The 24337-nt window shown below is 66.9% G+C and carries 23 protein-coding genes; 10 read left to right on the top strand and 13 right to left on the bottom strand.

Going from position 1 to position 24337, the window contains the following annotated elements:
* Positions 1 to 58: 58 nt before the first annotated feature.
* The 3 genes from PWS46_RS07235 to trpE all read left to right on the top strand — a co-directional run bounded on the left by PWS46_RS07235 (position 59) and on the right by trpE (position 3903).
* On the top strand, positions 59 to 238 hold the full coding sequence (locus PWS46_RS07235) for a CsbD family protein (RefSeq protein WP_434613075.1): 180 nt from the start codon (positions 59 to 61) through the stop codon (positions 236 to 238).
* Positions 239 to 468: 230 nt separating this feature from the next.
* The gene (locus PWS46_RS07240) at positions 469 to 2349 is read left to right on the top strand and encodes a SurA N-terminal domain-containing protein (RefSeq protein ID WP_434613078.1); all 1881 of its coding nucleotides are present in this window, start codon (positions 469 to 471) and stop codon (positions 2347 to 2349) included.
* Between the two features lie 42 nt (positions 2350 to 2391).
* Positions 2392 to 3903, top strand: coding sequence for an anthranilate synthase component I (gene trpE, locus PWS46_RS07245; protein WP_434613081.1), 1512 nt, complete (start codon positions 2392 to 2394; stop codon positions 3901 to 3903).
* Positions 3904 to 4316: 413 nt separating this feature from the next.
* On the opposite strand, the gene PWS46_RS07250 is transcribed toward trpE, so the two are convergent.
* The 10 genes from PWS46_RS07250 to PWS46_RS07295 form a co-directional block, all read right to left on the bottom strand.
* On the bottom strand, positions 4317 to 5804 hold the full coding sequence (locus PWS46_RS07250; RefSeq protein ID WP_434613084.1) for a carboxypeptidase M32: 1488 nt from the start codon (positions 5802 to 5804) through the stop codon (positions 4317 to 4319).
* Positions 5782 to 6582, bottom strand: coding sequence for an SURF1 family protein (locus PWS46_RS07255; protein ID WP_434613087.1), 801 nt, complete (start codon positions 6580 to 6582; stop codon positions 5782 to 5784). Before PWS46_RS07255 ends, PWS46_RS07250 begins: the two co-directional genes overlap by 23 nt.
* Positions 6579 to 6950 (bottom strand): DUF983 domain-containing protein, encoded by a 372-nt coding sequence (locus PWS46_RS07260; RefSeq protein ID WP_434613090.1) that lies wholly within the window; start codon positions 6948 to 6950, stop codon positions 6579 to 6581. The genes PWS46_RS07255 and PWS46_RS07260 overlap by 4 nt, the downstream gene beginning before the upstream one ends.
* Positions 6951 to 7019: 69 nt before the next feature.
* Positions 7020 to 7895 carry a cytochrome c oxidase subunit 3 gene (locus tag PWS46_RS07265; RefSeq protein WP_434613093.1) on the bottom strand — a complete coding sequence of 292 codons (876 nt, stop codon included), beginning with the start codon at positions 7893 to 7895 and terminating at the stop codon, positions 7020 to 7022.
* 21 nt (positions 7896 to 7916) lie between these two features.
* The gene (locus PWS46_RS07270; protein ID WP_434613096.1) at positions 7917 to 8558 is read right to left on the bottom strand and encodes a cytochrome c oxidase assembly protein; all 642 of its coding nucleotides are present in this window, start codon (positions 8556 to 8558) and stop codon (positions 7917 to 7919) included.
* A complete protein-coding gene (locus PWS46_RS07275) occupies positions 8558 to 8743 on the bottom strand; it encodes a hypothetical protein (protein WP_434613098.1) in 186 nt (61 codons plus the stop codon). Before PWS46_RS07275 ends, PWS46_RS07270 begins: the two co-directional genes overlap by 1 nt.
* On the bottom strand, positions 8740 to 9651 hold the full coding sequence (gene cyoE / locus PWS46_RS07280; RefSeq protein WP_434613101.1) for a heme o synthase: 912 nt from the start codon (positions 9649 to 9651) through the stop codon (positions 8740 to 8742). Before cyoE ends, PWS46_RS07275 begins: the two co-directional genes overlap by 4 nt.
* A 141-nt stretch (positions 9652 to 9792) precedes the next feature.
* Positions 9793 to 11427, bottom strand: coding sequence for a cytochrome c oxidase subunit I (gene ctaD, locus PWS46_RS07285; protein WP_208621238.1), 1635 nt, complete (start codon positions 11425 to 11427; stop codon positions 9793 to 9795).
* A 117-nt stretch (positions 11428 to 11544) separates the two neighbouring features.
* On the bottom strand, positions 11545 to 12408 hold the full coding sequence (gene coxB, locus PWS46_RS07290) for a cytochrome c oxidase subunit II (RefSeq protein WP_434613105.1): 864 nt from the start codon (positions 12406 to 12408) through the stop codon (positions 11545 to 11547).
* Positions 12409 to 13075: 667 nt separating this feature from the next.
* A complete protein-coding gene (locus PWS46_RS07295) occupies positions 13076 to 14455 on the bottom strand; it encodes a DUF3422 family protein (RefSeq protein WP_434613108.1) in 1380 nt (459 codons plus the stop codon).
* Between the two features lie 230 nt (positions 14456 to 14685).
* Here PWS46_RS07295 and tldD point away from each other — a divergent pair, with 230 nt between their 5' ends.
* The 4 genes from tldD (at position 14686) to PWS46_RS07315 (ending at position 17849) form a co-directional block, all read left to right on the top strand.
* Positions 14686 to 16119: a metalloprotease TldD gene (tldD, locus tag PWS46_RS07300; protein ID WP_434613110.1), complete on the top strand. Its 1434-nt coding sequence runs from the start codon at positions 14686 to 14688 to the stop codon at positions 16117 to 16119.
* Positions 16120 to 16269: 150 nt separating this feature from the next.
* Entirely contained in the window at positions 16270 to 16830 is a 561-nt protein-coding gene (locus PWS46_RS07305; RefSeq protein WP_434613113.1) for a polymorphic toxin type 46 domain-containing protein, read from the top strand.
* A gap of 84 nt (positions 16831 to 16914) precedes the next feature.
* Positions 16915 to 17202: an immunity protein Tsi6 family protein gene (locus PWS46_RS07310; RefSeq protein ID WP_434613116.1), complete on the top strand. Its 288-nt coding sequence runs from the start codon at positions 16915 to 16917 to the stop codon at positions 17200 to 17202.
* 107 nt (positions 17203 to 17309) lie between these two features.
* Entirely contained in the window at positions 17310 to 17849 is a 540-nt protein-coding gene (locus PWS46_RS07315) for a glycine cleavage system protein R (RefSeq protein WP_434613119.1), read from the top strand.
* A 97-nt stretch (positions 17850 to 17946) separates the two neighbouring features.
* On the opposite strand, the gene sugE is transcribed toward PWS46_RS07315, so the two are convergent.
* Positions 17947 to 18264, bottom strand: coding sequence for a quaternary ammonium compound efflux SMR transporter SugE (gene sugE, locus PWS46_RS07320; RefSeq protein WP_434613122.1), 318 nt, complete (start codon positions 18262 to 18264; stop codon positions 17947 to 17949).
* Positions 18265 to 18488: 224 nt separating this feature from the next.
* On the opposite strand from sugE, the gene PWS46_RS07325 reads away from it, so the two are divergent.
* Genes PWS46_RS07325 through PWS46_RS07335 form a run of 3 tightly spaced genes read left to right on the top strand, consistent with a single transcriptional unit; the run spans position 18489 to position 23464 of the window.
* Positions 18489 to 18812 (top strand): succinate dehydrogenase assembly factor 2, encoded by a 324-nt coding sequence (locus PWS46_RS07325; protein ID WP_434613125.1) that lies wholly within the window; start codon positions 18489 to 18491, stop codon positions 18810 to 18812.
* 55 nt (positions 18813 to 18867) lie between these two features.
* Entirely contained in the window at positions 18868 to 22509 is a 3642-nt protein-coding gene (mfd, locus tag PWS46_RS07330; RefSeq protein WP_434613127.1) for a transcription-repair coupling factor, read from the top strand.
* A gap of 1 nt (position 22510) precedes the next feature.
* Entirely contained in the window at positions 22511 to 23464 is a 954-nt protein-coding gene (locus PWS46_RS07335; RefSeq protein WP_434613130.1) for an ACT domain-containing protein, read from the top strand.
* Between the two features lie 153 nt (positions 23465 to 23617).
* Here PWS46_RS07335 and PWS46_RS07340 read toward each other — a convergent pair whose 3' ends face one another.
* Entirely contained in the window at positions 23618 to 23815 is a 198-nt protein-coding gene (locus PWS46_RS07340) for a hypothetical protein (protein ID WP_434613132.1), read from the bottom strand.
* Positions 23816 to 23872: 57 nt separating this feature from the next.
* Positions 23873 to 24283: an HIT domain-containing protein gene (locus PWS46_RS07345; RefSeq protein ID WP_434613135.1), complete on the bottom strand. Its 411-nt coding sequence runs from the start codon at positions 24281 to 24283 to the stop codon at positions 23873 to 23875.
* Positions 24284 to 24337: the final 54 nt, after the last annotated feature.

Below are 24337 nucleotides of genomic sequence, written 5' to 3' on the forward strand. Positions count from 1 at the left end.
ACCCTTTTCCCTTTTGTCCTGTTGTTCCTGTATAATCAACACGCAAGAGGTTGCCACCATGGACAAGGACCGGATCGAGGGCGCCGCCCGCTCCATCAAGGGCTCGATCAAGGAAGCGGCCGGCAAGCTGACCGGCGATACCAAGACCGAGGCCGAGGGCCGCGCCGAGAAGGCCGCCGGCAAGGTTCAGAACAGCATCGGCGGCGCCAAGGATGCCGCACGCGACGCGCTGAAGTAACCCCGGCGCCCGCAGAGGGTGCTGCGATTGTATGAGATAGTATGAGTGTCCGACACCCCGGCCCCGCGTTCCCCGCGAGGCCGGGGTGATCGTTTGCAGATCGCCTTTGGCGAGAGGAGCGACAGCGGAGATCGGCGGCATGGAAATGGGCTGTTGCCGCCCCACCCTCCCCTATCTATGATGCGCCGCCCCGGCCGAATGGCCGAACGACGCGCTTAGATTCGGGTCCCATGCTCCAGTTCATCCGCAATTTCGCCGGCTCCTGGGTCGTCAAGATCCTGTTCGTGCTGTTGATCCTCAGCTTCGGCATCTGGGGGATCGGCGACGTGTTCCGCTCCACCACACCCACCACCGTCGCCGAGGTCGGCAAGGTGGAGATCGGGCAGCAGGCGCTGGACCAGGAATTCCGCCGCCAGATGGAACGGCTGCGCCCGATGCTGGGCGGCAACCTGACCGCCGAGCAGGCCAAGCGCTTCGGCCTTCTGGAGCAGTCGCTGCAGTCGCTGGTCCAGCGCACGCTGTTCGACCTCGCGGCGGCCGACATGGGCATTTCCGTCGGGCCCGAGGTGGTCCGTATGCGCATCGCCGAAGAGCCGGCCTTCCGCAACCAGCAGGGCCAGTTCGACCCCAACGTCTTCCGGTCGGTGCTGCGCAACAACCAGCTGACCGAAGATGCCTATGTCGCGATGATCCAGCGCGAGACGGCGCGCCAGCTGGTCGCCGGTGCGGTGTCCGCCGGCCTCACTCCGCCGCAGCCGCTGGTGCAGGACCTCTACCGCTATCGCGGCGAAAAGCGCGTGGCGGAGGTGGTGACTCTGCCCAACGCCTCCATCGGCGACGTCGGCGTGCCCGACGACGCGACGATCACGCAGGCGTACGAGGACCATCAGGTCCGCTTCACCGCTCCGGAATACCGCGCCCTGACGGTGGCCCGCCTGTCGCCCGACGCGCTGGCCAAGGACATCAAGATCGACGACGCCCAGCTGCGCAAGGCGTATGAGGAGCGCGCGAACGAGTTCGGCGCCCCGGAAAAACGCACCGTGCAGATGGTGGTCGTCGACGACGAGGCGAAGGCCAAGCAGATCGCCGACGCCGCGAAGGCCAAGGGCCTCGCCGATGCCGCCAAGGATGCCGGCGTCGAGCCGGTGACCCTGGACAACATCGCCAAGGCCGACCTGCCGGAGATCGGCGACGCCGCCTTCGCGCTGGAACCCGGCAAGCCCTCCGACCCGATCAAGAGCGCGCTCGGCTGGCATGTCATGGCCGTCACCGGCGTCACCCCGGCCTCGACCAAGAGCTTCGAGGACGTGCGCAGCCAGCTGGAGGCCGAGTTGAAGAAGGAGCAGGCGCTCGATTCCGTCTTCTCCATCGCCAACCGTGTCGAAGACCAGCTTGCCAGCGGCGCGCCGCTGGAGGAGGTCGCCCAGGCTCAGGGTCTGGCGCTGACCAAGGTCGCCGCCGTGGACAGCACCGGCAAGGCGCCGGACGGCAAGGACGCCGCCCCCGACCTGCCCGGCCTGAAGGCGCTGCTGCCCAATGCCTTCCAGCTGAAGACCGGCGCCACCTCCAACCTGACCGAGGGTGAAGGCAGCGTCTTCACCGCCGTCCGCGTCGACAGCGTGATCCCCGCCGCCGTCCGCCCGCTGGCGGACGTGCGCGATCAGGTCATCGCCGACTGGCAGCAGGAGCAGCGCGCCGAGCGCGCCGCCAAGAAGGCGGAGGAGATCGCCGCCAGCCTGAAGAAGGGCTCGGAAGCCGCCGCGCAGGACGTCGCGACCCAGGCCGGCGCCAGCTTCGCCATGACCTCTCCCTTCACCCGCGACGCCCAGTCGGTCCAGGGTCTGCCGGCCGACATGGTCGCCAAGCTGTTCGCCGCCAAGCCTAACGAGGTCGTCATCGGCAACACCGCCGACGCTCAGGTCGTCGCCCGCCTGAAGGAGGTCATCGCCGCCGATCCGAAGGCCGCCGACGCCGATCTGGCGCCGGTTCGCGCCTCGGTCGAACAGGGGATGGAGAACGATCTGGTGGCTGAGTTCACCAACGCGCTGCGCGACAAGTATCCGGTCACCATCCACCGTCAGCGCATCGACCAGTTCTTCGCCAGCAACTGAGTCTCCGGCTCAGCCGACAGCAACCCCGAGAGGTTCCGTGCCGTGAAGGTCCAGCCCGATACCACCACCTTCGATGCCGCTTACGCCGCCGGTCGGCCGCAGGTGGTGTGGACCACGCTGGTCAGCGATCTGGAGACGCCGGTCTCCGCCTATATGAAGCTGGCGGACGGCCGTCCGTTCGGCTTCCTGCTGGAGTCGGCGGAGCGCGGGGCCGGATCGCGCCGCGACCGCTATTCGGTGATCGGCTTCAAGCCGGACGTGGTGTGGCGGTCTCGCGGCAATCGGGCAGAGATCAACCGCGACGCCCTGCATGACCGTGACGCCTTCCAGCCGCTCGATCAGGCGCCGCTGGAGGCGCTGCGCACGCTGATCAACGAGAGCCGGATCCCGCTGCCGGATGAACTGCCGCCGATGGCCGCCGGCCTGTTCGGCTACATGACCTACGACATGGTCCGCCTGATGGAGCGGCTGCCGGATAACAATCCGGACGAGCTGAACATCCCGGACACCATCCTGACCCGCCCCAGCATCGTGGCAATCTTCGACAGCCACACCGATTCGATCACGCTGGTGACGCCGGTGTGGCCGAAGGCCGGCAAGGATGCCGCCACGGCCTATGCCGATGCGCGGGAACGGCTGACAGACGCGCTGGCCGACCTGGAACGCCCGCTGCCCTACCGGCGGGAGCCGCGGACGGAGAACGGCCTGCCGCTGGCCTGGACCTCCAACACGACGCGCGAGGAGTATCACGCGATCGTGGAGAAGGCGAAGGAGTACATCCGCGCCGGCGACATCTTCCAGGTCGTGCCGTCCCAGCGCATCCGCTTCCCCTTCAAGCCGTCGCCGCTGGCGCTGTACCGCACGCTGCGCCGCCTGAACCCGTCGCCCTTCCTGTTCCACTGCGACTTCGGCGAACTGACCGTCGTCGGTTCCAGCCCGGAGATTCTGGTACGCGTGCGCGACGGCAAGGTCACCGTCCGCCCGATCGCCGGCACCCGCAAGCGCGGCGCCACCACGGCAGAGGATGAGGCGCTGGCCGCCGATCTGCTGAGCGATCCCAAGGAGTTGGCGGAACACCTGATGCTGCTCGACCTCGGCCGCAACGATGTTGGCCGGGTGGCGAAGGTCGGCACGGTGAAGGTGACGGCCAAGATGATCGTGGAGCTTTACAGCCACGTCATGCACATCGTCTCCAACGTCGAGGGCGAGCTCGATCCGAAATTCGACGCGCTCGACGCCCTGGTCGCCGGTTTCCCCGCCGGTACGGTGTCCGGCGCGCCGAAGGTCCGCGCCATGGAGATCATCGATGAGCTGGAGAAGGCCCGCCGCGGCGTCTATGCCGGCTGCGTCGGCTATTTCGGCGCATCGGGCGCGATGGATACCTGCATCGCCCTGCGCACCGCCGTGCTGAAGGACGGCATGATGTATGTCCAGGCCGGCGGCGGCGTCGTCGCCGACAGCGACCCGGAGGCCGAGTATCAGGAGACCGTCAACAAGTCGATGGCCCTGATCCGCGCCGCCGAGGAGACGCTGCGCACCACTGCGCGGGGATAATCGTCGCAGTCACGCACAACGAAAAAGGCCGCCTTATGGGCGGCCTTTTTAATGCCGAGACAGTTGCTGACGCTCCGAGCTTTCTACTGCGATTTGGCTTATCCATAGAAATTTGCACGTCGCCAAACAGCAGCGCCGCACACATCTGCAACCATGCATCTATAGTGGGAGTGTGTGAACGGGGTGGCGGATAGGCCGCCACCGCCGCACACAACAAGGGAGAGAAGAGGATGGAGAAAATCCTCACACTCCTGATCCTGCTGTTGCAGATCATCAAGGCGTGCCTTGATCTTCTGAACCGCTGATCGGATGGGTGCGTCGGGGTCGATCACACCCCGGCGCACCTGTCCATAAAGATAAGCCATTTCCCACGCTTGCCAAGAGGCTTCCGCAAGCTCCCCGCGAGTTGGCGGTCAGAGATACCGCCGCTCCAGGTGGCGCTTGAACACCGATGCATCCAGCGGCCGGCCGGTTGCCGCAGTCAGCAAATCATCGCCGGAGGCGTGGAAGCAGCCCGTCTCATGCACATTCACCCGCAGCCAGTTCACCAGCGGCGCGAACTCGCCGCGCGACAGCGCCGGGACGATCTCCGGGTCGGCGGTGCGGGCGGCGTCGAACAGTTGGGCCGCGGTCATGGCGCCCAGCGTGTAGCTGGGGAAATAGCCCCAGCCGCCTCCCGGCCAATGGATGTCCTGCAGGCAGCCCAGCCGGTCATCCGGCGGCACCACGCCGACCAGTTCGGCCATGCCGTCGTTCCAGGCGCCCGGCAGGTCCGGCAGGGTCAGGTCACCGGCGATCAGCGCCTTTTCCAGGCGGTAGCGCAGGATGATGTGGGCGGGATAGGTGACCTCGTCGGCGTTGACGCGGATGAAGCCGCGCTCCACCCGGCTGTAGAGCCGGCGCAGGTTGTCGGCTTCCCAGGCCGGCCCCTGTCCGCCGAAGGTCTCGCGCACCACCGGCGCCAGCCACGTGATGAACTCGGCCGAACGGCAGGCCTGCATCTCCATCAGCAGCGACTGGCTCTCATGCACCGCCATGCCGCGCGACTGGCCCACCGGCTGGCTCAACCATGCGCGCGGGCGGTTCTGCTCGTACAGCGCATGACCGGTCTCGTGCAGGATGCCCATCAGCGCATCGGTGAAGTTCGCCTCGTCGTAACGGGTGGTGATGCGCACGTCGCCGGTCGCCCCGCCGCAGAATGGATGCAGCGACACATCCAGCCGGCCGCGACTGAAATCGAAGCCAAGCCCTTCCATCATGCGGATGCCAAGCTCGCGCTGCTTCTCGACCGGGAACGGCCCCTGCGGCTCAATCACCGCCGGGGCCGCAGCTTGGCGGTCGAGTACGCGGCCGATCAGGTCGGGGAGGAAGCCGGACAGATCGGCGAACAGCGCATCGATGCGCTCCGCCCGCGCTCCCGGATCGTGGCTGTCGAGCAGCGCGTCATAGGCACTGATCCCCATCACGGACCCCAGCGCCTCCGCCCCCTCGCGCACGCGGGCCAGCACCTCGGTCAGGGAGGGCAGCAGCTTGGCGAAGTCGCTCTCCGCCCGCGCCGCACGCCATGTCATCTCGCAGACGGAGACGGCCTTGCTGGTCGCCTCCACCAGATCGGCAGGAATGGCGGTGGCCTGGATGTGATGCCGGTGCATCTCGCGCAGGTTGGCGCGCTGCCAGGCATCGAGGCTGTCGTCGCGATCCGCCTCCGCCAGCAGATCCGCCATGCGCGGGTCGGTCGCCAGCTCGTGCGCGATCACCGACAGGGTCGCGGTCTGCTCCGCCCGGCCGTCGTTGGCACCCTCCGGCATGATCGTCTGGGTGTCCCAGCCGAGGATGCCAAGCGCGTCGCCGATGGCGGCGATGCGGGCGTGTCGGCGTTCAAGCTCCTGATATGCGGTCATCGGGTCGTCCGTCGGTTCCGGTGTCGGCGCGCTTGCGCTGTGACAGCACGTAGATCCCGGCGAGCGTCACCGCAAGCCCATACCAGGTCAAGGCATACTGCAGATGGTTGTTCGGCAGTTCCACCCGCGGCGCGATCCCTGCCAGCGTTCCCTTCGGCGCACCGGGCAGCACCGTCCCCTGCCCCGGCAGCATCTCCACAACCACCGGAGCCACCTCGCCCAGCGAGAGCGCCGCCGCCATCGCCGGCGGATCCGCGCGCATCCAGGCGGAACCCGGGGCCGGATTGCCATTGCCGGGCTGGAAGAAGCCAGGCGGCTGCGGCAGGCGGACGATGCCCTTGACGCTCACCTCACCCTCGACCCGCGCGGCCGGACGGGTTGCCGGATCACGTAGGTCCATCGGCACGAAGCCACGGTTGACCAGAACGATGCCGGCCCCGTCGGCGCGCTGAAATGGCGTCAGCACCTCATAGCCGACCTGCCCCTGATGGGGACGGGCGATCAGCAGCATTTCCTTGTCGTTCAGGAAGCGCCCGGCGAGCGTCACCAGGCGGAACTCCCACGCGGTCGGATCGTCGATGCGCGCGGGCAGAGGCGCAGGCGGCTCAGCCATCCGCCGGTCAATCCGCGCGATCAGTTCCTCTTTCCATTGCAGCCGCTCCATCTGCCATGTGCCGAGCCCGATGGTCACCGCCAGCCCCAGCAGAGTGACCAGCGTTGCCCCCAGAGACGGGCGGAAGCGGCGCCGCTCTTCCGCTTCGGCGGCAGCGGCGCTCACGGTCCCTTCTCCACTTCGCTGCGGCGATAACGGTACTGCAAGGCTACGACATAGGCCTTGGCAGGCCGCAGCATGCCCAGGGTCAGCGCCAGCACGACGATGCTCCAGACGATTGCATGCAGCCACAACGGCCACTCGACCGTCATCGACACCCACAGCGCGATGGGCACCACCAGGAAACCCAGGATGAAAATCAGGAAGACGGCCGGCCCGTCGCCGCTGTCGACTTGCGAGAAATCCAGATCGCAGACATTGCAGCGTTCCGCCACCGTCAGATAGCCGTCGAACAGCCGCCCCTTGCCGCAGCGCGGGCAGACGCTGCGCATGCCCGCCGACAGCGGGGAAACTCTGGGGTACGGATTGATCACGCCTTAACCTCCCGTTCGGACCGTTCCGGCAGACATAGGGGCCGCCGGAACGGCACGGCACCGGTGGCGTCAGTGTGCGGCGATCACACCGCCATGACCACCCCACCAATAGACCGACACGAATAGGAACAGCCAGACGACGTCGACGAAGTGCCAGTACCAGGCCGCCGCTTCGAAACCGAAATGGCTTTGCGGCGTGAAATGCCCCTTCACCGTGCGCACCCAGCAGACCGCCAGGAAGATGGTGCCGACCAGCACATGGAAGCCGTGGAAGCCGGTCGCCATGTAGAAGGTCGACGGGAAGATGCCGTCGGTGAACTTGAAGGAGGCGTGGACATACTCATAGGCCTGGAAGAATGTGAACATCACGCCCAGCAGGACGGTCAGCCCCAGCGCCTTGGCGGCCGTCCGGTTCTGCCCCTCGATGATGGCATGGTGCGCCCAGGTCACCGTGACGCCCGACAGCAGCAGCGTCAGCGTCATCATCAGCGGCATGTCGAACGGGTCGATGACATGGACGTTCGGCGGCGGCCAGATGGCGTCGGGGTTGATCGGCGAAACCTTGGGCTCCAGCGCCGCGTGGAAGAAGGCCCAGAAGAAGGCGGCGAAGAACATCACCTCCGACGCGATGAACAGCGCCATGCCGTAACGCAGGCCGATCTTCACCACCGGCGTGTGGGCATGCTCCACCACCGATTCCCGGATGACGGAGCGCCACCAGCCGAACATCGTCACCAGGATGGCCAGCACGCCCAGCACCAGCAGGAACTTGCCGCCGCCGTGCATGAAGACCACCAGGCCGGTCGCCAGAAGCCCGCCGGAAAATGCGCCGATCAGCGGCCAGGGGCTGGGCTTCAGCAGATGGTAGGGATGCGGGATGCCGGCGCCCGGTTCATGGGCTGATGGTTCGGCGTGCGGCATTTGCCCGTGGGTGATGTCGGCCATCGTCTCACTACCCCATATGGTTTAGTTTGTGGCGGTCGCCCCCGGCTCCGCCTTTTGTTTGCTTGCTCCCGCGTCTGAAGACGTGGCGGCGGCCGTGTGCTGCGCAAGCTTGGCCTCGCTGTCCTTGGCGCGGAAGAAGGTGTAGGACAGCGTGATGGTGGTCACGTCGTCCATGTTCGGATCGTCGGCCATCGACGGGTCGACGAAGAAGGTCACCGGCATGTCCACTGCTTGGCCGGGCTCCAGAATCTGCTCGTCGAAGCAGAAGCACTGAATCTTGTTGAAATAGGCGCCCGCCTTCTCCGGCGTGACGTTGTAGACGGCGGTGCCGACGGTGGGCTTGGCCGCCCGATTCTCGGCACGGTAGGCGGCGAATCCGGTCTCGCCCAGCTTCAGCACCAGATCCTTCTGCTCCGGCTTGAAGGACCAGGGAAGGGCGGAGTTGATATCGCCGTTGAAACGGATGGTCACCTTGCGGTCGACGACGCGCACCGCGGCCTGCTCCGCCCGCTTGGTCGTGCCGCCGAAGCCGGTGACCGAGCAGAACAGGGTATAGAGCGGGACCGACGCATAGGTCAGCCCGATCATCCCCGCCACCATCCCGAACAGGGTGCCGAGGATGAGGCGGTTGCGGCGGCGCAGTTTGTCGTCGCGCCCGGCCATCAGTGCGCCCCACCCATCCGCACGACCGTGATGGCGTAGAACAGGGCGACCAGCGCCAGCAGCGCGGCCAGAACCGCCAGATTGCGGCCCCGCAGTTTCTTGGCGCGAAGGTCGGCCTCCTGCCGCCTCTGCTCTTCAACCGAGTTGCGGGTCTCGGTCAGGTCATCGCGTTCCATCACCGTCATGCCCACCCTCCGAGGATCAGCCGCTCAGCCATCATCACGGCGAACAGCAGGAACAGGTACAGGATCGAGAAACCGAACATCTTCTTGGCCGGCTTGTCGTCGCTGGCCCGCAGCACGCGGACGGCGCAGCTGACGAACATCAGGCCCAGGATGGCCGACACCGCCAGATAGACCGGCCCGGCGATGCCGACGAAGTAAGGCGCCGCGGCCACCGGCAGCAGGATCAGCGTGTAGAGCAGCATCTGGCGCTTGGTCGCCGCCTCTCCCGCCACCACCGGCATCATCGGCACGCCGGCGCGGGTGTAGTCGCCGTTGCGGAACAGGGCCAGCGCCCAGAAATGCGGCGGCGTCCACAGGAAGATCAGCAGGAACAGCAGGACGGACGGCAGGTCGACCGTGCCGGTCACCGCGGCCCAGCCGATCATCGGCGGGAAGGCGCCGGCGGCCCCGCCGATCACGATGTTCTGCGGGGTCCGGCGTTTCAGCCACATGGTGTAGACGAAGATGTAGAAGCCGATGGTGACCGCCAGCAGCGCCGCCGCCGTCCAGTTCACCGCCAGCCCCATCACCACCACCGACAGAACCGACAGGGTGACGCCGAAGCCCAGCGCCTCCGCCGGTTCGACCCGGCCCGACGGGATCGGGCGTTTCACCGTGCGGGTCATCACCGCGTCGATGTCGCGGTCGTACCACATGTTGATGGCGCCCGACGCTCCGGCGCCGACGGCGATGCACAGAACGGCGACCATCGCCAGGAAGGGGTGGATGTGGCCGGGCGCCAGCACGATGCCGGCCAGCCCGGTGAAGACCACAAGCGACATGACCCGCGGCTTGAGCAACTCGATGAAGTCACCGGCCGACGCCCCTCCGGTGTGGTTGAGCGTCAGTTCGTTCGTCACGTCCGTCATATCATGTCCTTGTCGTCTACTAACCCCGGGTCCGTCGCCCCGGCGCTTCCCCCGCCGGCGCCCATTCTTCGGACTGCTCGGCTCTGTATCTTCTTGGTGGGGCGGGCGCCTCCTCGCGGCGACGCCCGCCCGTTAGCATGCTTACTTGACCTGCGGCAACGTTTCGAAAGCGTGGAACGGAGGCGGAGAGCTGACCGACCATTCCAGCGTGCCGGCCTGCGGCCCCCAATAGGCGCCCGGCACCCGTTCGCCGCTGCGCAGGGTCTTCCAGGCGATCCACACGAACAGCAGCGTAGAGGCGAAGGAGAGGTAGGCGCCCAGCGACGAGACCATGTTCCAGCCCCAGAAGGCGTCCGGATAGTCCGGGATGCGGCGCGGCATGCCCGACAGGCCCAGGAAGTGCTGCGGGAAGAACACCAGATTGACGCCGATGAAGGTCGTGTAGAAATGGACCTTGCCCCAGAACTCCGGATACTGGCGTCCCGACATCTTGCCGATCCAGTAGTACCAGCCGGCGAAGATCGAGAAGACCGCACCCAGCGACAGCACATAGTGGAAGTGCGCCACGACGTAGTAGGTGTCGTGCATGTAATTGTCGAGACCGCCGTTCGCCAGCACCACGCCGGTGACGCCGCCGACCGTGAACAGGAAGATGAAGCCCAGCGCCCACAGCATCGGCACCCGGAATTCGATCGACCCGCCCCACATGGTGGCGATCCAGGAGAAGATCTTCACACCGGTGGGCACCGCGATGATCATGGTGGCGGCGGTGAAGTAGGCCTTCGTGTTGACGTCCAGGCCGACCGTGTACATGTGGTGCGCCCACACGACGAAGCCGACCACGCCGATGGCGACCATGGCGTAGGCCATGCCGAGATAGCCGAACACCGGCTTCTTCGAGAAGGTCGACACGATGTGGCTGATGATGCCGAAGGCCGGCAGGATCATGATGTAGACTTCGGGGTGGCCGAAGAACCAGAACAGGTGCTGGAACAGGATCGGATCGCCGCCGCCTTCGGGATTGAAGAAGGTGGTGCCGAAATTGCGGTCGGTCAGCAGCATGGTGATCGCGCCGCCCAGAACCGGGACCGCCAGCAGCAGCAGGAAGGCCGTCACCAGCATCGCCCACACGAACAGCGGCATCTTGTGCAGCGTCATGCCCGGCGCGCGCATGTTGAAGATGGTGGTGATGAAGTTCACCGCGCCGAGGATCGAACTGGCGCCGGCCAGATGCAGGGCGAAGATCGCCATGTCGACCGATGGACCGCTATGCCCCAGCGTCGACGACAGCGGCGGGTAGATCGTCCAGCCGGTGCCGGCGCCGGTGCCGACGAAGGCGGAGCCCAGCAGCAGCAGGAAGGCCGGCACGATCAGCCAGAAGCTGATGTTGTTCATGCGCGGGAAGGCCATGTCGGGCGCGCCGATCATCAGAGGCACGAACCAGTTGCCGAAGCCGCCGATCAGCGCCGGCATCACCACGAAGAACACCATGATCAGGCCGTGCGCCGTGATCAGCACGTTCCACATCTGGCCGTCCGAGACGAACTGCAGCCCCGGCGACTGAAGCTCCGCGCGCATGATGACGGAGAACAGGCCGCCGATCAGCCCGGCGATGACCGAGAAGATCAGATAGAGCGTGCCGATGTCCTTGTGGTTGGTCGAATAGAACCAGCGCTGCACGAAGCCGGGGACGTGATGATCGTCATGCCCGTGCCCATGGTCGCCAGCATGCTCCCCATGTCCTGGTGTGCCATGTCCCGGTGTGGCGTTTGCCATGTCTCTACCCTTTGTCGCTGTCCCTGGCCGCCGTCCACTCCGGTCGGTTCGAAGCGTCGGCGGTTGGGTGGGTTCTTCTTATCGCAATGTCCCTGCGGCGGGCTGTGCGATGTCCGCTTATTCGACCAGCGTTCCGGTCGGGCGCAGCGCCACGTCGCGGTCGCCGTCCCCAGGGGCGTTGGCCGGCGCGAAGGCGGTCTTGGCCTTGGCGACCCAGGCGTCGAAGGCCTCCTTCGACACGGCTTCCACCGCGATCGGCATGAAGCCGTGGTTGGTGCCGCAGATCTCGGAGCACTGGCCGTAATAGACGCCTTCGCGCTCGGCCTTGAACCAGGTCTCGTTGATGCGGCCGGGAACGCCGTCCTTCTTCAGGCCGAAGGCGGGCACCGCCCAGGAATGGATCACGTCGCCGGCCGTCACCAGCACGCGCACGGTGGTGTTAACCGGCACGACCACGCGGTTGTCGACCTCCAGCAGGCGCTTCTGGCCGGGCTTCAGGTCCGTCTCCGGGATCATGTAGCTGGAGAAGGTGATGTTGCCGTGGTCGGGATATTCGTAATCCCAGTACCACTGGTGGCCGGTGACCTTGATTGTCATGTCGGCCTGCGGAATGCGCTCCGCCGCATAGAGCAGCTTGAAGGACGGAACGGCGATCACGATCAGGATGATGACCGGTACCACGGTCCAGGCGACCTCGAGCAGCGTGTGGTGCGAGGTCTTGGACGGGACCGGGTTCCTCTTCGCGTTGAACCGGACGACGCAATAGGCCAGCAGGCCCGCGACGAGGATCACGATCAGCGTGATGATGACGGTCAGCAGGTCGTTGAACGAGGTCATCAGGTGCTTGACCGGCGAGGCGGAGGGCTGCATGCCCATCTCCCACGGCCGCGGCTCGTTCGCCAGGGCGGTCGTCACGCCCCAGCCCCCTACCATCGACAGCACAGCCGCCAGGCCGGCGGCGTACAGGCTTTGCCTTCTCATCCCCAACCCCTTCTTAGCCGCGACGCTCGTCATGGCACGCGGTCGTCTCTTCCCGCCGACGCTCCCTCCGCCCTGTTGGTCCGGACCGTTATCTGTTCGCGCGGTCCATAGTTGGGCTTATCAGCGAACGCCAGTTTATGCAGGGATCACGCCATCTTAGCGCGACATATACCCGCAGCCGGAGCTTATCCCCGCGCCCCGCTGGGTTACAAGCCTTTCCTCTCTCCCACTGTACGCATAGACTTTTCCTCACATTCCGATGGGCCGTGCGGACAAAGGTTGAGCATGGATTGGGGTCATGCCATGCGACATTCCGCCGCAGTCCGTTGGACAAGCGGATTTTTCTCAGGATGGGATGTGGAAAGGACGTGCGGGTGCCGAGGCTGCGGCGCGCAGGATTGTTGCGGCGCTTGGGCGCGACTCAGAGGGTAAGGATGGGGGAGGTTCTGGCAGCGGGCCAGATGAGCGAAGGTGATAGCACCTCATCGGCCGTCATTCCCGCGAAGGCGGGAATCCAGTCGCTTCAGCCGCTCGATTGCGGAGTTTCCTGGATCCCCGCCTTAGCGGGGATGACGCAAGGAACCTTTAAGTCCAGAGCCTTAATCGTGTTTTGAGAGTTGTGAGCGCCCCAGCTTCCAGATGGGGGCGCAGACCGCCGCCACGCCCCTCAATGCCCCCCGACCAGCACCTTGCGAATCCGCCGCACGCCCGACCAGACGAAGGCGATGACGATGGGGATCATCACCCCGACCAGCATGTCGGGATCGACCTTGAACCCAAAGCCCTTCAACCCCTTGGCCGCATAGCCGACGATGCCGACCAGGTAATAGCTGATCGCCACCACCGACAGCCCCTCGACCGTCTCCTGCAGGCGCAGCTGCAATTGTGCGCGACGGTCCATCGACTGGAGCAGTTCGGCGTTCTGCCCCTCCACCGCGATCTCCACACGGGTGCGCAGCAGGTTGCTGGCCCGCGCGACGCGCTGCGACAGCGAATCGAGACGCTGCTCCACCGCCTCGCAGGTGCTGATCGCCGGGTTCAGGCGGCGGTCCATGAACTCCTGGATGGTCTGCAGCCCCTCGATCCGGATCTCGCGCAGTTCCTCGATTCGCCGCTCCACCAACTCGTAGTAGGCGCGGGCGGCGCCGAATCGATAGGCGGTCTCGGCGGAGATCTGCTCGGTCTGTGCCGCCAGCAGGGTCAGGCGGTCGAGCAGGTCGCGTTCGTCCTGCAGACCGCGCAGGCTGGCGATCCGGGTGGTGACGTCGGACAGCCCCGCCTCGATCGGGCCGATGCGGGGCAGCACGCCGCGCGCCATCGGCAGGGCCAGCAGGGCCAGCACGCGGTATGTCTCGATCTCCAGCAGGCGCTGGACGACGCGGCCGGTCTGGCGCGGCGTCATCGAATGGTCGGCGACCAGCATCCGGGAGAATCCGTCGCCATGGATGCGGAAATCGGTCCAGGCGGTTGCCGATCGGCCGGCGATCCGCGACCCGACATAGCTCTCCGACCCGAACATCGCCGCCATCATGTTGGCGGACGGCTCCGGCTGGTCGGCGGAGAGCACGGCGACGTGGATGCCGACCAGCAGTTCGCCCGGCAGCCCGGCCAGCCAGTCGCGCGGCAGGGCGTGCAGCGCCGGCTCCAGGAATGGATCGGCCAGGGAGCCGGCCGGCATCGCGCTGGGTCGGAAGACGGTCCAGGCCGAGAACTCGGTATGCCGCTCCCACTTCAGGTGGAAGCTGCCGAAGGAGGCGCTGTGGTGGGTGGCGCCCTGCGGCGGCCTGACCACGCCGGCCCAGTCGCACAGCGCCTCCAGATGCCGGCGGTCGGCCTCCGCCGCGCCCTCCCCCGACAGCATCGCCAGCATGGTGGCGCGCACCGGCGCCGTCAGCGATTCGGGCGGCCGGGCATGGACCTCGTTGGTCAGCACCTGCCGCAACGGATGGTCCTGCAGCGGACGCTGGCCGGTGATGCCGACGCCGGTTCCGGAGGCGCCTGCGCGGTTCAGGGTATCCGTGGTCGTCCGCACCGATTCGTCGCCCATGCTTCCCTCCGCCATCCCAGCACCGCACCCTAGAGGTTACACAATCCGGCATCGGCGAACTTGCCGGATCGCGCCAGCGTCGCCACACTATAGTCAGACCGTTAGAACACATCGTAGGGCGCGGCGCGACATCGCCCGCCATGACATTGTGTCCTACCATGGAACAAGGCCTGCACACGCCGTCAGGCCGGGCAGACCGGGTTCCGCCCCATCACAGGTTCGGAGTTTTCATGAGCGCGCTTGCCGTCACCGACGATCTCTTCTTCAACCGCGCCGGCATGGACCGCGCCCGCGTGGAAGGCGTCGTGCAGGACGCCCTGCACAGTGCCGACGATGGGGAGCTTTATCTCGAATATGCCCAGAGCGAATCGCTGGGCTGGGACGATGGGAAGCTGAAGTCCGCCAGCTTCGACACCACCCAGGGATTCGGCCTGCGCGCCATCGCCGGCGAGGCGACCGGCTACGCCCATGCCAGCAACCTGTCGGAAGAGGCCATCCGCCGCGCAGCATCCACCGTGCGCGCCGTGCAGGCCGGCCACACCGGCACGCTGGCGGAACCGCCGGCCGGCACCAACCGCGCGCTCTACATCCCCGACAATCCCCTGCACCTCGTTCCCTTCGAGGAGAAGGTGAAGCTGCTGGCCGACATCGACGCCTATGCCCGCGCCAAGGACGAGCGGGTGCGGCAGGTCAGCTGCTCGATCAGCGGCGAATGGCAGGCGGTGCAGATCATGCGCGCCGACGGCGTGCGCGTCGCCGACCTGCGCCCGCTGGTCCGCCTGAACGTCTCCGTCGTGGTGGCCGAGGGCGACCGGATGGAGACCGGCGGTTATGGCGGCGGCGGCCGCGTCACCTACGAACACTACATCCAGCCGGAGACCTGGCGCGGCTTCGTCGACGAGGCGCTGCGGCAGGCGCTGGTCAACCTGTCCTCCGTCCCCGCCCCGGCCGGCGAGATGACGGTGGTGCTCGGCAGCGGCTGGCCCGGCATCCTGCTGCACGAGGCCATCGGCCACGGGCTGGAGGGCGACTTCAACCGCAAGAAGACCTCCGCCTTCGCCGGCCTGATGGGCCAGCGCATCGCCGCGCCCGGCGTCACCATCGTCGATGACGGCACCATCGAGAACTCGCGCGGCTCCATCAGCGTCGACGACGAGGGCACCCCCGGCCAGTGCACCACGCTGATCGAGGACGGCATCCTGGTCGGCTTCATGCAGGACCGTATGAACGCCCGCCTGATGGGCATGCGCCCGACCGGCAACGGCCGGCGCCAGAGCTTCGCCTACAACCCGATGCCGCGCATGACCAACACGGTGATGCGCAACGGCAACCACACGCCGGACGAGATCATCGCCTCCGTCAAGAAGGGCATCTATGCCAAGAACTTCGGCGGCGGTCAGGTCGACATCACCAACGGCAAGTTCGTCTTCTCCGCCAGCGAGGCCTACCTGATCGAGGACGGCAAGCTGGGTCCCGCCGTGAAGGGCGCCACGCTGATCGGCAACGGTCCGGACAGCCTGACCCGCGTGTCGATGATCGGCAACGACAGCCGCCTCGACCCCGGCGTCGGCACCTGCGGCAAGGACGGCCAGGGCGTGCCGGTCGGCGTCGGCCAGCCGACGCTGAAGCTGGAAGGCCTGACCGTCGGCGGCACCGCCGCCTGACGCTAAGAAGCATCTCCACTCCCGTGCCTTGAAGAGGGGCCGGATCGTGTGCGCGATCCGGCCCCTCTTCGCATTTCGGGCTTGGAGCACCCGATTGCATTGGTATCGTCTCTCGGAAGATTTTCAACCTTTCGGAAGAGGCTATTACCAATGCATTCGATTTCGCATATCTTCAAGGCCGCCACACTCGTATTTGGATTGGCGCTGATCACGGCGCTGCCCGGATACGCTCAGACCGCCCCCACCGCCGAGCAGGTCATCGCCGCCAAGACCGCCGGGTCGAGCGCCGACCATTTGAATGCGCGCGTGGTGGTGGCGAGCTATTTCTATGCCTCGACCGATCTCACCTCCGCCCGCTATGCCGACGATTCCAAGGGCATCGATTTCTCCAAGCCGCTGGAGGTGATCGACGTTACGACCGGCACCACCTGGTACCAGTATGTGCGCACCGGCTATGACAGCATCCGATTCGGCAACTTCTTCTCGCCGGTGGTGACAGCGACGCCGGACTGCCTCGGCATCTCCGGCGCGGGCCGGGCCGAATACAAGGCGGTGCTGCCCGCCGGCCAGGGCCTGAAGTCGGTCGCCGCCCCCATCGTCGACAGCTGGACCACCCCCGGCACCAGCGTGCAGACCAAGGGCGGCTGCGCCCAGGTCGTGGTGCCGAACACCGTCAAGGCCGGCGTCACCAGCGGCGGGCTGGTCCAGTAAAGTCGTGACCAACCGCCGCCATCGCTGTTTTCCCGATGGCGGCGGTGGTCCAGACTGGCCGCCGCTTTTCGCAACGGAGCCCCCATGCCGGACATCGCCACCACCGACGAGTTGCGCCGCCATATCGCGCAGGCCCAGGCCGGGGTTGCTGCGCTGGCACAGCGGGAGCCGGAGAACAGCTGGCTCACCAGCATCCAGCGCCAGCTCGACTATGTCGACGGTGCGGCGCGCGACGGAGCCAAGCGGCTGGACCGCGCCGACGACCTGAATTTCGGCCTGCTCGCCTCCCATTACGTCGACGATGTCGATTCGTCACTGGCTGCGGAGCTTCACGCCATCAGCGCCGCCACCCGCCGGCTGTTCGGCGGCTGATCCTCACTTTCCGCTGGCGTTCACGGCACACGGCTTCGATGATCGCTCAACCGCGCGGTATGGCAAACGCCGTGTCCGCAAAGAAAGCCGATCAAGGGAGACGTGCGATGGCGACGGAATCGACTGCTGGGCTGGCCCTGGTTTCCACCTTCTGCCCCGACCGGGTCGGTCTGGTCTCCGGCATCACCAGCCATTTGTTCGAACAGGGCATCAACCTGCGGGACGCGACCTTCGCCTCGCTGGGAACCGGCGCCGAGTTCTCGGCCGTCTGCGAACTGCCCGATGGTTTGACGGTGGCCGACCTGCAAGCCAGCCTGTCGTCCCTGCCGGTCCTGGCCGGTGCCGAAGTGAAGGTCAGCCCCTTCGCCTTCGACCCGCAGCCCGGTCCACAGGCGCTGATCACCCACCGCGTCGAGGTGTCGGGCGGCGACCAGCCCGGTCTCGTGGCGCGCCTGTCTGAGATCTTCACTCAGTTCGACGCCAACATTGTGCGGCTGGATGCGCAGACCCTGCCCGACCGCGCCGGCGAGCGCTACGTCCTTCGCTTCTCGGTGTCGATACCGGCGGAACGGGCGGAGGTCTGCCTGTCGGCGGTGGCGAACACCGCGGAGACGCTGGGGCTGACCTGCCGGACGGAGGCGCTGTAAGGGGAGGGGGCTTGTTAAAGTAGTTTAAACGCGGAGCGACGGAGTTCCCTCTCCCGCGTGAGCGGGGGAGGGTTAGGGAGGGGGCACCGGCGACCACTCACCCATGCAGAACCTTCAGCCCCACGATCCCGCCAATGATCGCCGCGATGCACAGCAGCCGCAGCGCCCCGGCGGGCTCGCCGAACAGCATCATGCCCAGCACCGCGGTGCCGACGGTGCCGATTCCCGTCCACACCGCATAGGCGGTCCCAAGCGGCAGGCTTTTCAGCGCGACGCCCAGCAGCAGGATGCTCGCCAGCATCGCCGCGGCGGTCAGAACGCTCGGCAGCGGACGGGTGAAGCCCTCGGTGTATTTCAGGCCGACGGCCCAGGCGATTTCGAAAAGACCGGCGAAGAACAGCGTGACCCACGCCATGACGGCGACTCCGTCCTGGAATGGCGGGGTCGTCCCCACCCGGTTACCCTCTTTCATTCGGCGGGGTCGTCCCCGCGGGTCCCCGGCAGATAGGACATCCGCCACACGGGGTCAAGACAGGTGGCCGAGGTTGCATCGCCGCGCCGGCCCGTGCAGGATGGGGTTCCTGAATGGTTCCCCCCTTCGCCGCTGGTGGCGCTGGGGGCTTTCGACGTTGGACAGCAATGACCGAAAACGGCCCCCACACGGCTTCCAAGGCACCGGCTCCCGAGAAGGCCGAATCTGTTGAGAACCGGCGCAAGCGCCTGCGCTTCCGCTCCTGGCACCGCGGCACGCGCGAGATGGACCTGCTGATGGGCAGCTTCGCCGACGCCCATGTCGGCGACTTCGACCACGCCATGCTCGACCGCTTCGAGGCTCTGCTGGAGCTTGGCGATCCCGACCTCTACGATTGGATGTCGGGGCGGGAGCCGGTGCCGGCAGAGCATGACAATGACGTGATGCGCCTGTTGACGGCATTCCGTTACACACCACGTCAAGGCTCCTGACGGAGCCGGTCAAGGCTCCACCAACAGGCACTCCCCTTCTCCGAGGCATCCTCCTTTGGTCAGTTACGATCTCCAGCCCGGCCGCGCCGGCCGTCTCCTGATCGGCGGCGCGCCCGAGGGTCATGACGCCCGCATCCTGGCGGAGCTTGCACAGAAGGCCGGGGCCTATGGCCTGCTGCATGTGGCGCTGGACGACACGCGCTGCGCCCTGCTGGCGGAGGCGCTGGCCTTCTTCGCGCCGAAGCTGGAGGTGCTGACCTTCCCGGCCTGGGACTGCCTGCCCTATGACCGGGTGTCGCCGAACGGCGGCATCGTCGCCCGGCGCATCGACACGCTGACCCGGCTGATCGCAAGGCGAGAGGCGGCGTCGAACCGGGACGGGCTGGCGCCGCTGATCGTGCTGACCACCGTCAACGCCGTGGTGCAGAAGGTGCCGCCGCGCAGCGCCTTCAAGAACGCGGTGTTCTCGGCCAAGCTGCGCGACCGGATCGACCTGGAAAAGCTGCAGCGCTACCTCGCCGGCAACGGCTACACCCGCGCCCAGACGGTGCGGGAGCCGGGCGAGTTCGCGGTGCGCGGCGGCATCGTCGACCTGTTCCCGCCGGGCACGGAGGAACCCCTTCGCCTCGACCTGTTCGGCGACGAGCTGGAGGGGGTGCGCGCCTTCGACCCGATGACCCAGCGCACCACCGACAAGCGCGACCGTGTCGAGCTGAAGCCTATGTCGGAGGTCTTCCTGGACGAGGCCGGGATCGCCCGCTTCCGCTCCGGCTACCGCGAGTTGTTCGGCGCGGTGACCGACGACGATCCGCTGTATGAGGCGATCTCCGCCGGCCGCAGCTATGGCGGGATGGAGCATTGGCTGCCGCTGTTCCATGAGAGCATGGACACGGTGCTGGATTACCTGCCGCGCGGCATCGTCAGCCTGGACCATCAGGCCACCGAGGCGCGCGACGCCCGCATCGCCCAGGTGGTCGATTTCCACGCCTCCCGCGATTCGATGATGACCATCGAGAAGCGGGCGGGCTCGCCGGTCTACAAGCCGGTGCCGGTCGCCTCGATGTTCCTCGACGCCACCGTCTGGGACGCGCTGATGGCGGAGCGCGCGGTGGCGCAGTTGCAGATCTTCTCGACGCCCCCCGGCATCAAGGGCACGGTGGATGCCGGGGGCAAGCGCGGCCACGACTTCGCGGAGGAGCGCAACCGCCCCGACGTGAACGTCTTCGACGCGGTGAAGGACCATATCCGCGCCCTGCGCGCAGACGGGCGCCGCGTGCTGATCGCCGGCTATTCGGCGGGTTCGCGTGACCGCCTGTCCAATGTGCTGGCCGACCACGGCATCCTCGGCCTGGAGCCGGCGGAGAGCATGGAGGACGTTCGCCGTTTCGACCGCGGCATCATCGGCACCATCGTGCTGGGGATGGAGCATGGCTTCACCTCCCCCGACCTCGCCGTCATCACCGAACAGGACATCCTGGGCGACCGTCTGGTCCGCCCGGCCAAGAAGAAGCGCAAGGCCGCCAACTTCATCGCCGAGCATTCGGCCCTGCATGAGGGCGACATCGTCGTCCATATGGACCACGGCATCGGCCGCTACGATGGGCTGGAGACTCTGGATGTCACCGGCGCCCCGCACGACTGCCTACGCATCGTCTATGAGGGCGGCGACAAGCTGTACGTCCCGGTCGAGAACATCGAGGTGCTGTCGCGCTACGGCTCGGAGGACGCCAATGTCCAGCTCGACAAGCTGGGCGGCGCCGGCTGGCAAGGCCGCAAGGCGCGGGTCAAGAAGCGCCTGAAGGACATGGCGGAAGCCCTGCTGAAGATCGCGGCGGAGCGCATGCTGAAGAAGGCCGATCCGGTGCTGACCCCGGAAGGCGTCTATCAGGAATTCGCGGCCCGCTTCCCCTATCCCGAGACCGACGACCAGTTGAAGGCGATCGAGGACATCTTTACCGACCTCGGCAGCGGCCGGCCGATGGACCGTCTGGTCTGCGGCGACGTCGGCTTCGGCAAGACCGAGGTCGCTCTTCGCGCCGCCTTCATGGTGGCGATGAGCGGCAAGCAGGTCGCCGTCGTCGTGCCGACCACCCTGCTGGCGCGCCAGCATTTCAAGACATTCTCGACCCGCTTCGCCGGGCTGCCGGTGCGCGTGGTCCAGCTGTCGCGCATGGTCACCGCCCGCGAACAGACGCTGGTGAAGAAGGAACTGGCGGAGGGCACGGCCGACATCGTCGTCGGCACCCATGCCCTGCTCGCCAAGGGTCTCGACTTCAAGCGGCTCGGCATGGTCATCGTCGACGAGGAGCAGCATTTCGGCGTGAAGCAGAAGGAGCGGCTGAAGGAACTGCGCGCCGACATCCATGTGCTGACCCTGACCGCCACGCCGATTCCGCGCACCTTGCAGATGGCGCTGTCCGGCGTGCGCGAGCTGTCGCTGATCGCCACCCCGCCGGTGGACCGTCTGGCGGTGCGAACCTTCGTCCTGCCCTACGACCCCGTGGTGATCCGCGAGGCCATCCTGCGCGAGCATTACCGTGGCGGCCAGAGCTTCTATGTCTGCCCGCGCATCGAGGATCTGGCGAAGGTGGCCGAGCGGGTGCGCGATCTGGTGCCGGAGGTGAAGATCGTCACCGCCCACGGCCAGATGCCGGCCAGTGAGCTGGAAGACGTGATGACCGCCTTCGACGAAGGCAAGTTCGAGGTCCTGCTCGCCACCAACATCATCGAAAGCGGCCTGGACATCCCCAACGCCAACACGCTGATCGTCCACCGCGCCGACCTGTTCGGACTGGCCCAGCTCTATCAGATCCGCGGCCGCGTCGGCCGGTCGAAGAAGCGCGGCTATGCCTATCTGACCTACGCGCCGAACAAGCCGCTGAACGCCACCGCACAGCAGCGCCTGCACGTCATCGAGACGCTGGACAGCCTGGGCGCCGGCTTCCAGCTCGCCAGCCACGACATGGACATCCGCGGCGCCGGCAACCTGCTGGGCGAGGAGCAGTCGGGTCAGGTGCGCGAGGTCGGCGTCGAGCTTTACCAGCAGATGCTGGAAGAGGCGGTCGCCAACGCCCGCGCCGCGATGCAGGAGGGCGCCGTCGCGGCGGCGGCGGCGCAGGAGTGGGTGCCGCAGATCAACCTGGGCACGCCGGTGCTGATCCCGGAAAGCTACGTCCCCGACCTGACCGTGCGCCTGTCGCTCTACCGCCGCATCGCCGATCTGGTCGACCGGGCGGAGGTGGACGGCTTCGCCGCCGAACTGATCGACCGCTTCGGCAAGCTGCCGGAGGAGGTCGAGAACCTGCTGGACGTCGTCACCATCAAGCGCATGTGCAAACAGGCCAACATCGACCGGGTCGATGCCGGGCCGAAGGGCTTGGTGCTGGCCTTCCACGACAATTTCTATGCCGAACCGGCCAAGCTGCTGACCTACATCGCCCAGCACCTGACGCTGATGAAGCTGCGGCCCGACCACAAGCTGGTTTATGTCCGCGAATGGCCCGATCCGCAGGCCCGCGTGCGCAGTGTGCAGAAGCTGGTCAAGGATCTGGCGGAGATGGCGTCCGGCGGCGGCGTGCCGCGCGGTGAAACCCCACCGCCGCCCCCTCCCCCTCCGCCGCCGAAGCCGACCGGGGCCAAGATCGCCTCGCGCTTCGGCACGCCGTCGCGGTTCGGCCGTCCGACCGGGCGGCGCTGAGATGGATGAACTGATCAGGAATGCCTCGCTCGCCCGCCGGCTGGCGATCGGCGACCGGCGGACGGTGGGCGACGCCCCTTCCGTCGCCGACGAGGTGTCGGCCAACCGCGGCAAGCTGGCGGAACTGGTCGGCTGCCTGTTCGACCGCAATGCCAGCGTGCGCATGCGCGCCGCCGACGCGCTGGAACGGGTATCGCGCGGCAATGCCGGCTGGCTCGACCCCTATGTCGAGCATCTGCTGACCGACGCCGTCGCCATCGAACAGGCGGAGGTGCGCTGGCACCTCGCCCAGATCGTGCCGCGCCTGACCATGACGGAGGAGCAGCGCCACCGCGCCGCCGTCCTGCTGGCGGACTGGTTCGAGAACAGCCCGAGCCGCATCGTCCAGACCAGCGCGTTGCAGGCTGTGGTCGATCTGGCCGAGAAGGACGCCGGCCTGCGCGCCACCTCGGCGGAGATGCTGGGCCGAGCCATGCGCTCCGGCGTGCCGTCTCTGGCCGCCCGCGCGCGGCGCATCCTGAAGCCCTTCGAGGTGGACGAGGCAACGCTGACCGCGGCATTGGTGCGGGAGCAGACCGGCCTGACCCTGACGATCCTGCCCGACCGTCTGGCGGTGGCGCAGCTTCCGCCCGGCAGCAGCCTGCCCGACTGGCTCGACTGGACCGACCCGCTGGTCGGCGCCACCCGCACAGGAGAGGAGCTTTCGATTCTCTGCCGCGAGGACCGGGTGCCCGATGACGTGAAGGCCGAACGCGGCTGGCGCGCCTTCCGGGTGGAGGGCGTGGTGGACTTCTCCCTGTTCGGCATCCTGGCCCGCATCGCCGTTCCGCTGGCCCAGGCCCATCTGCCGATCTTCGCGATCTCCACCTACAACACCGACTATGTGCTGGTCCGCGCCGACGATCTGGACAAGGCGGCGGACGTGCTGGCGCTGAGCTGTACGGTGAAGCGGTAAGGGCGTCGACGCTGCTTGCCCCCTCCCCATCCCTCCCCCGCTAACGCGGGAGAGGGGGCAAGACGCCTGTCAGAGTACTGAACCGCATAGCAGCGGAATTCCCTCTCCCACCGAAGGTGGGGGAGGGTTAGGGAGGGGGCAACCGTTCGCCCCTCAGGCCCCGCCGCCCTCGCGCTGGGTCTGCTCGACGATGTTCTCCCGCTCGCCCATTTCCTCCCACTTCTTCTGGACGGGCTTGTCGGGATCGCCGGACGCTTTGCCGGTCTTGTCGACCAGCTTGTCCTCGATTCGCTGGGCGGCGTCCGACGGCGCGTCGGAGGTCACGGTTTTGGAGCGGTCCTGATCGGTCATGGCGGCGGTCTCCCGATAAGATGGTTGACCACACAAACACTCCTGCTCCGATAAAGTTCACGGGTTCGCGCGGAACGCCTCCGCCAGCCGGTCCACCAGGGCATCGGCGTCGGCCTGCTCGTACGGTTCGGCATGGCCGGAACCCCAGACCGGACCCGGCCATGCCGGATCGCCGCGCGTCCGACCGATCACATGGACGTGCAGTTGCGGCACCATGTTGCCCAGCGCCCCGACATTCATCTTGTCCGGCGCGAACAGCCGCTCCACCACGCGGGACGCCTGCGCGATTTCCTGCATCAGCGTCTTCTGATCGCCCTCATCCAAGCGATGGATCTCCACCGCCCCTTCCCGCATCGGCACCAGGATCAGCCAGGGCCACAGCCGGTTGTTCATCAGCAAAACCCGGCACAACCCCAGATCGGTTACAGGGCGGGTGTCGGCCCGTAGCCGTTCGTTAAGGGAAAACATGCTTCACTCCATTCATGGCCTGGGCCGGGCGCCGCCGGGGAATAATCCGGAGGC

It is taken from the genome of Azospirillum sp. B2RO_4, from assembly GCF_051124815.1.
Lineage (GTDB): Bacteria > Pseudomonadota > Alphaproteobacteria > Azospirillales > Azospirillaceae > Azospirillum.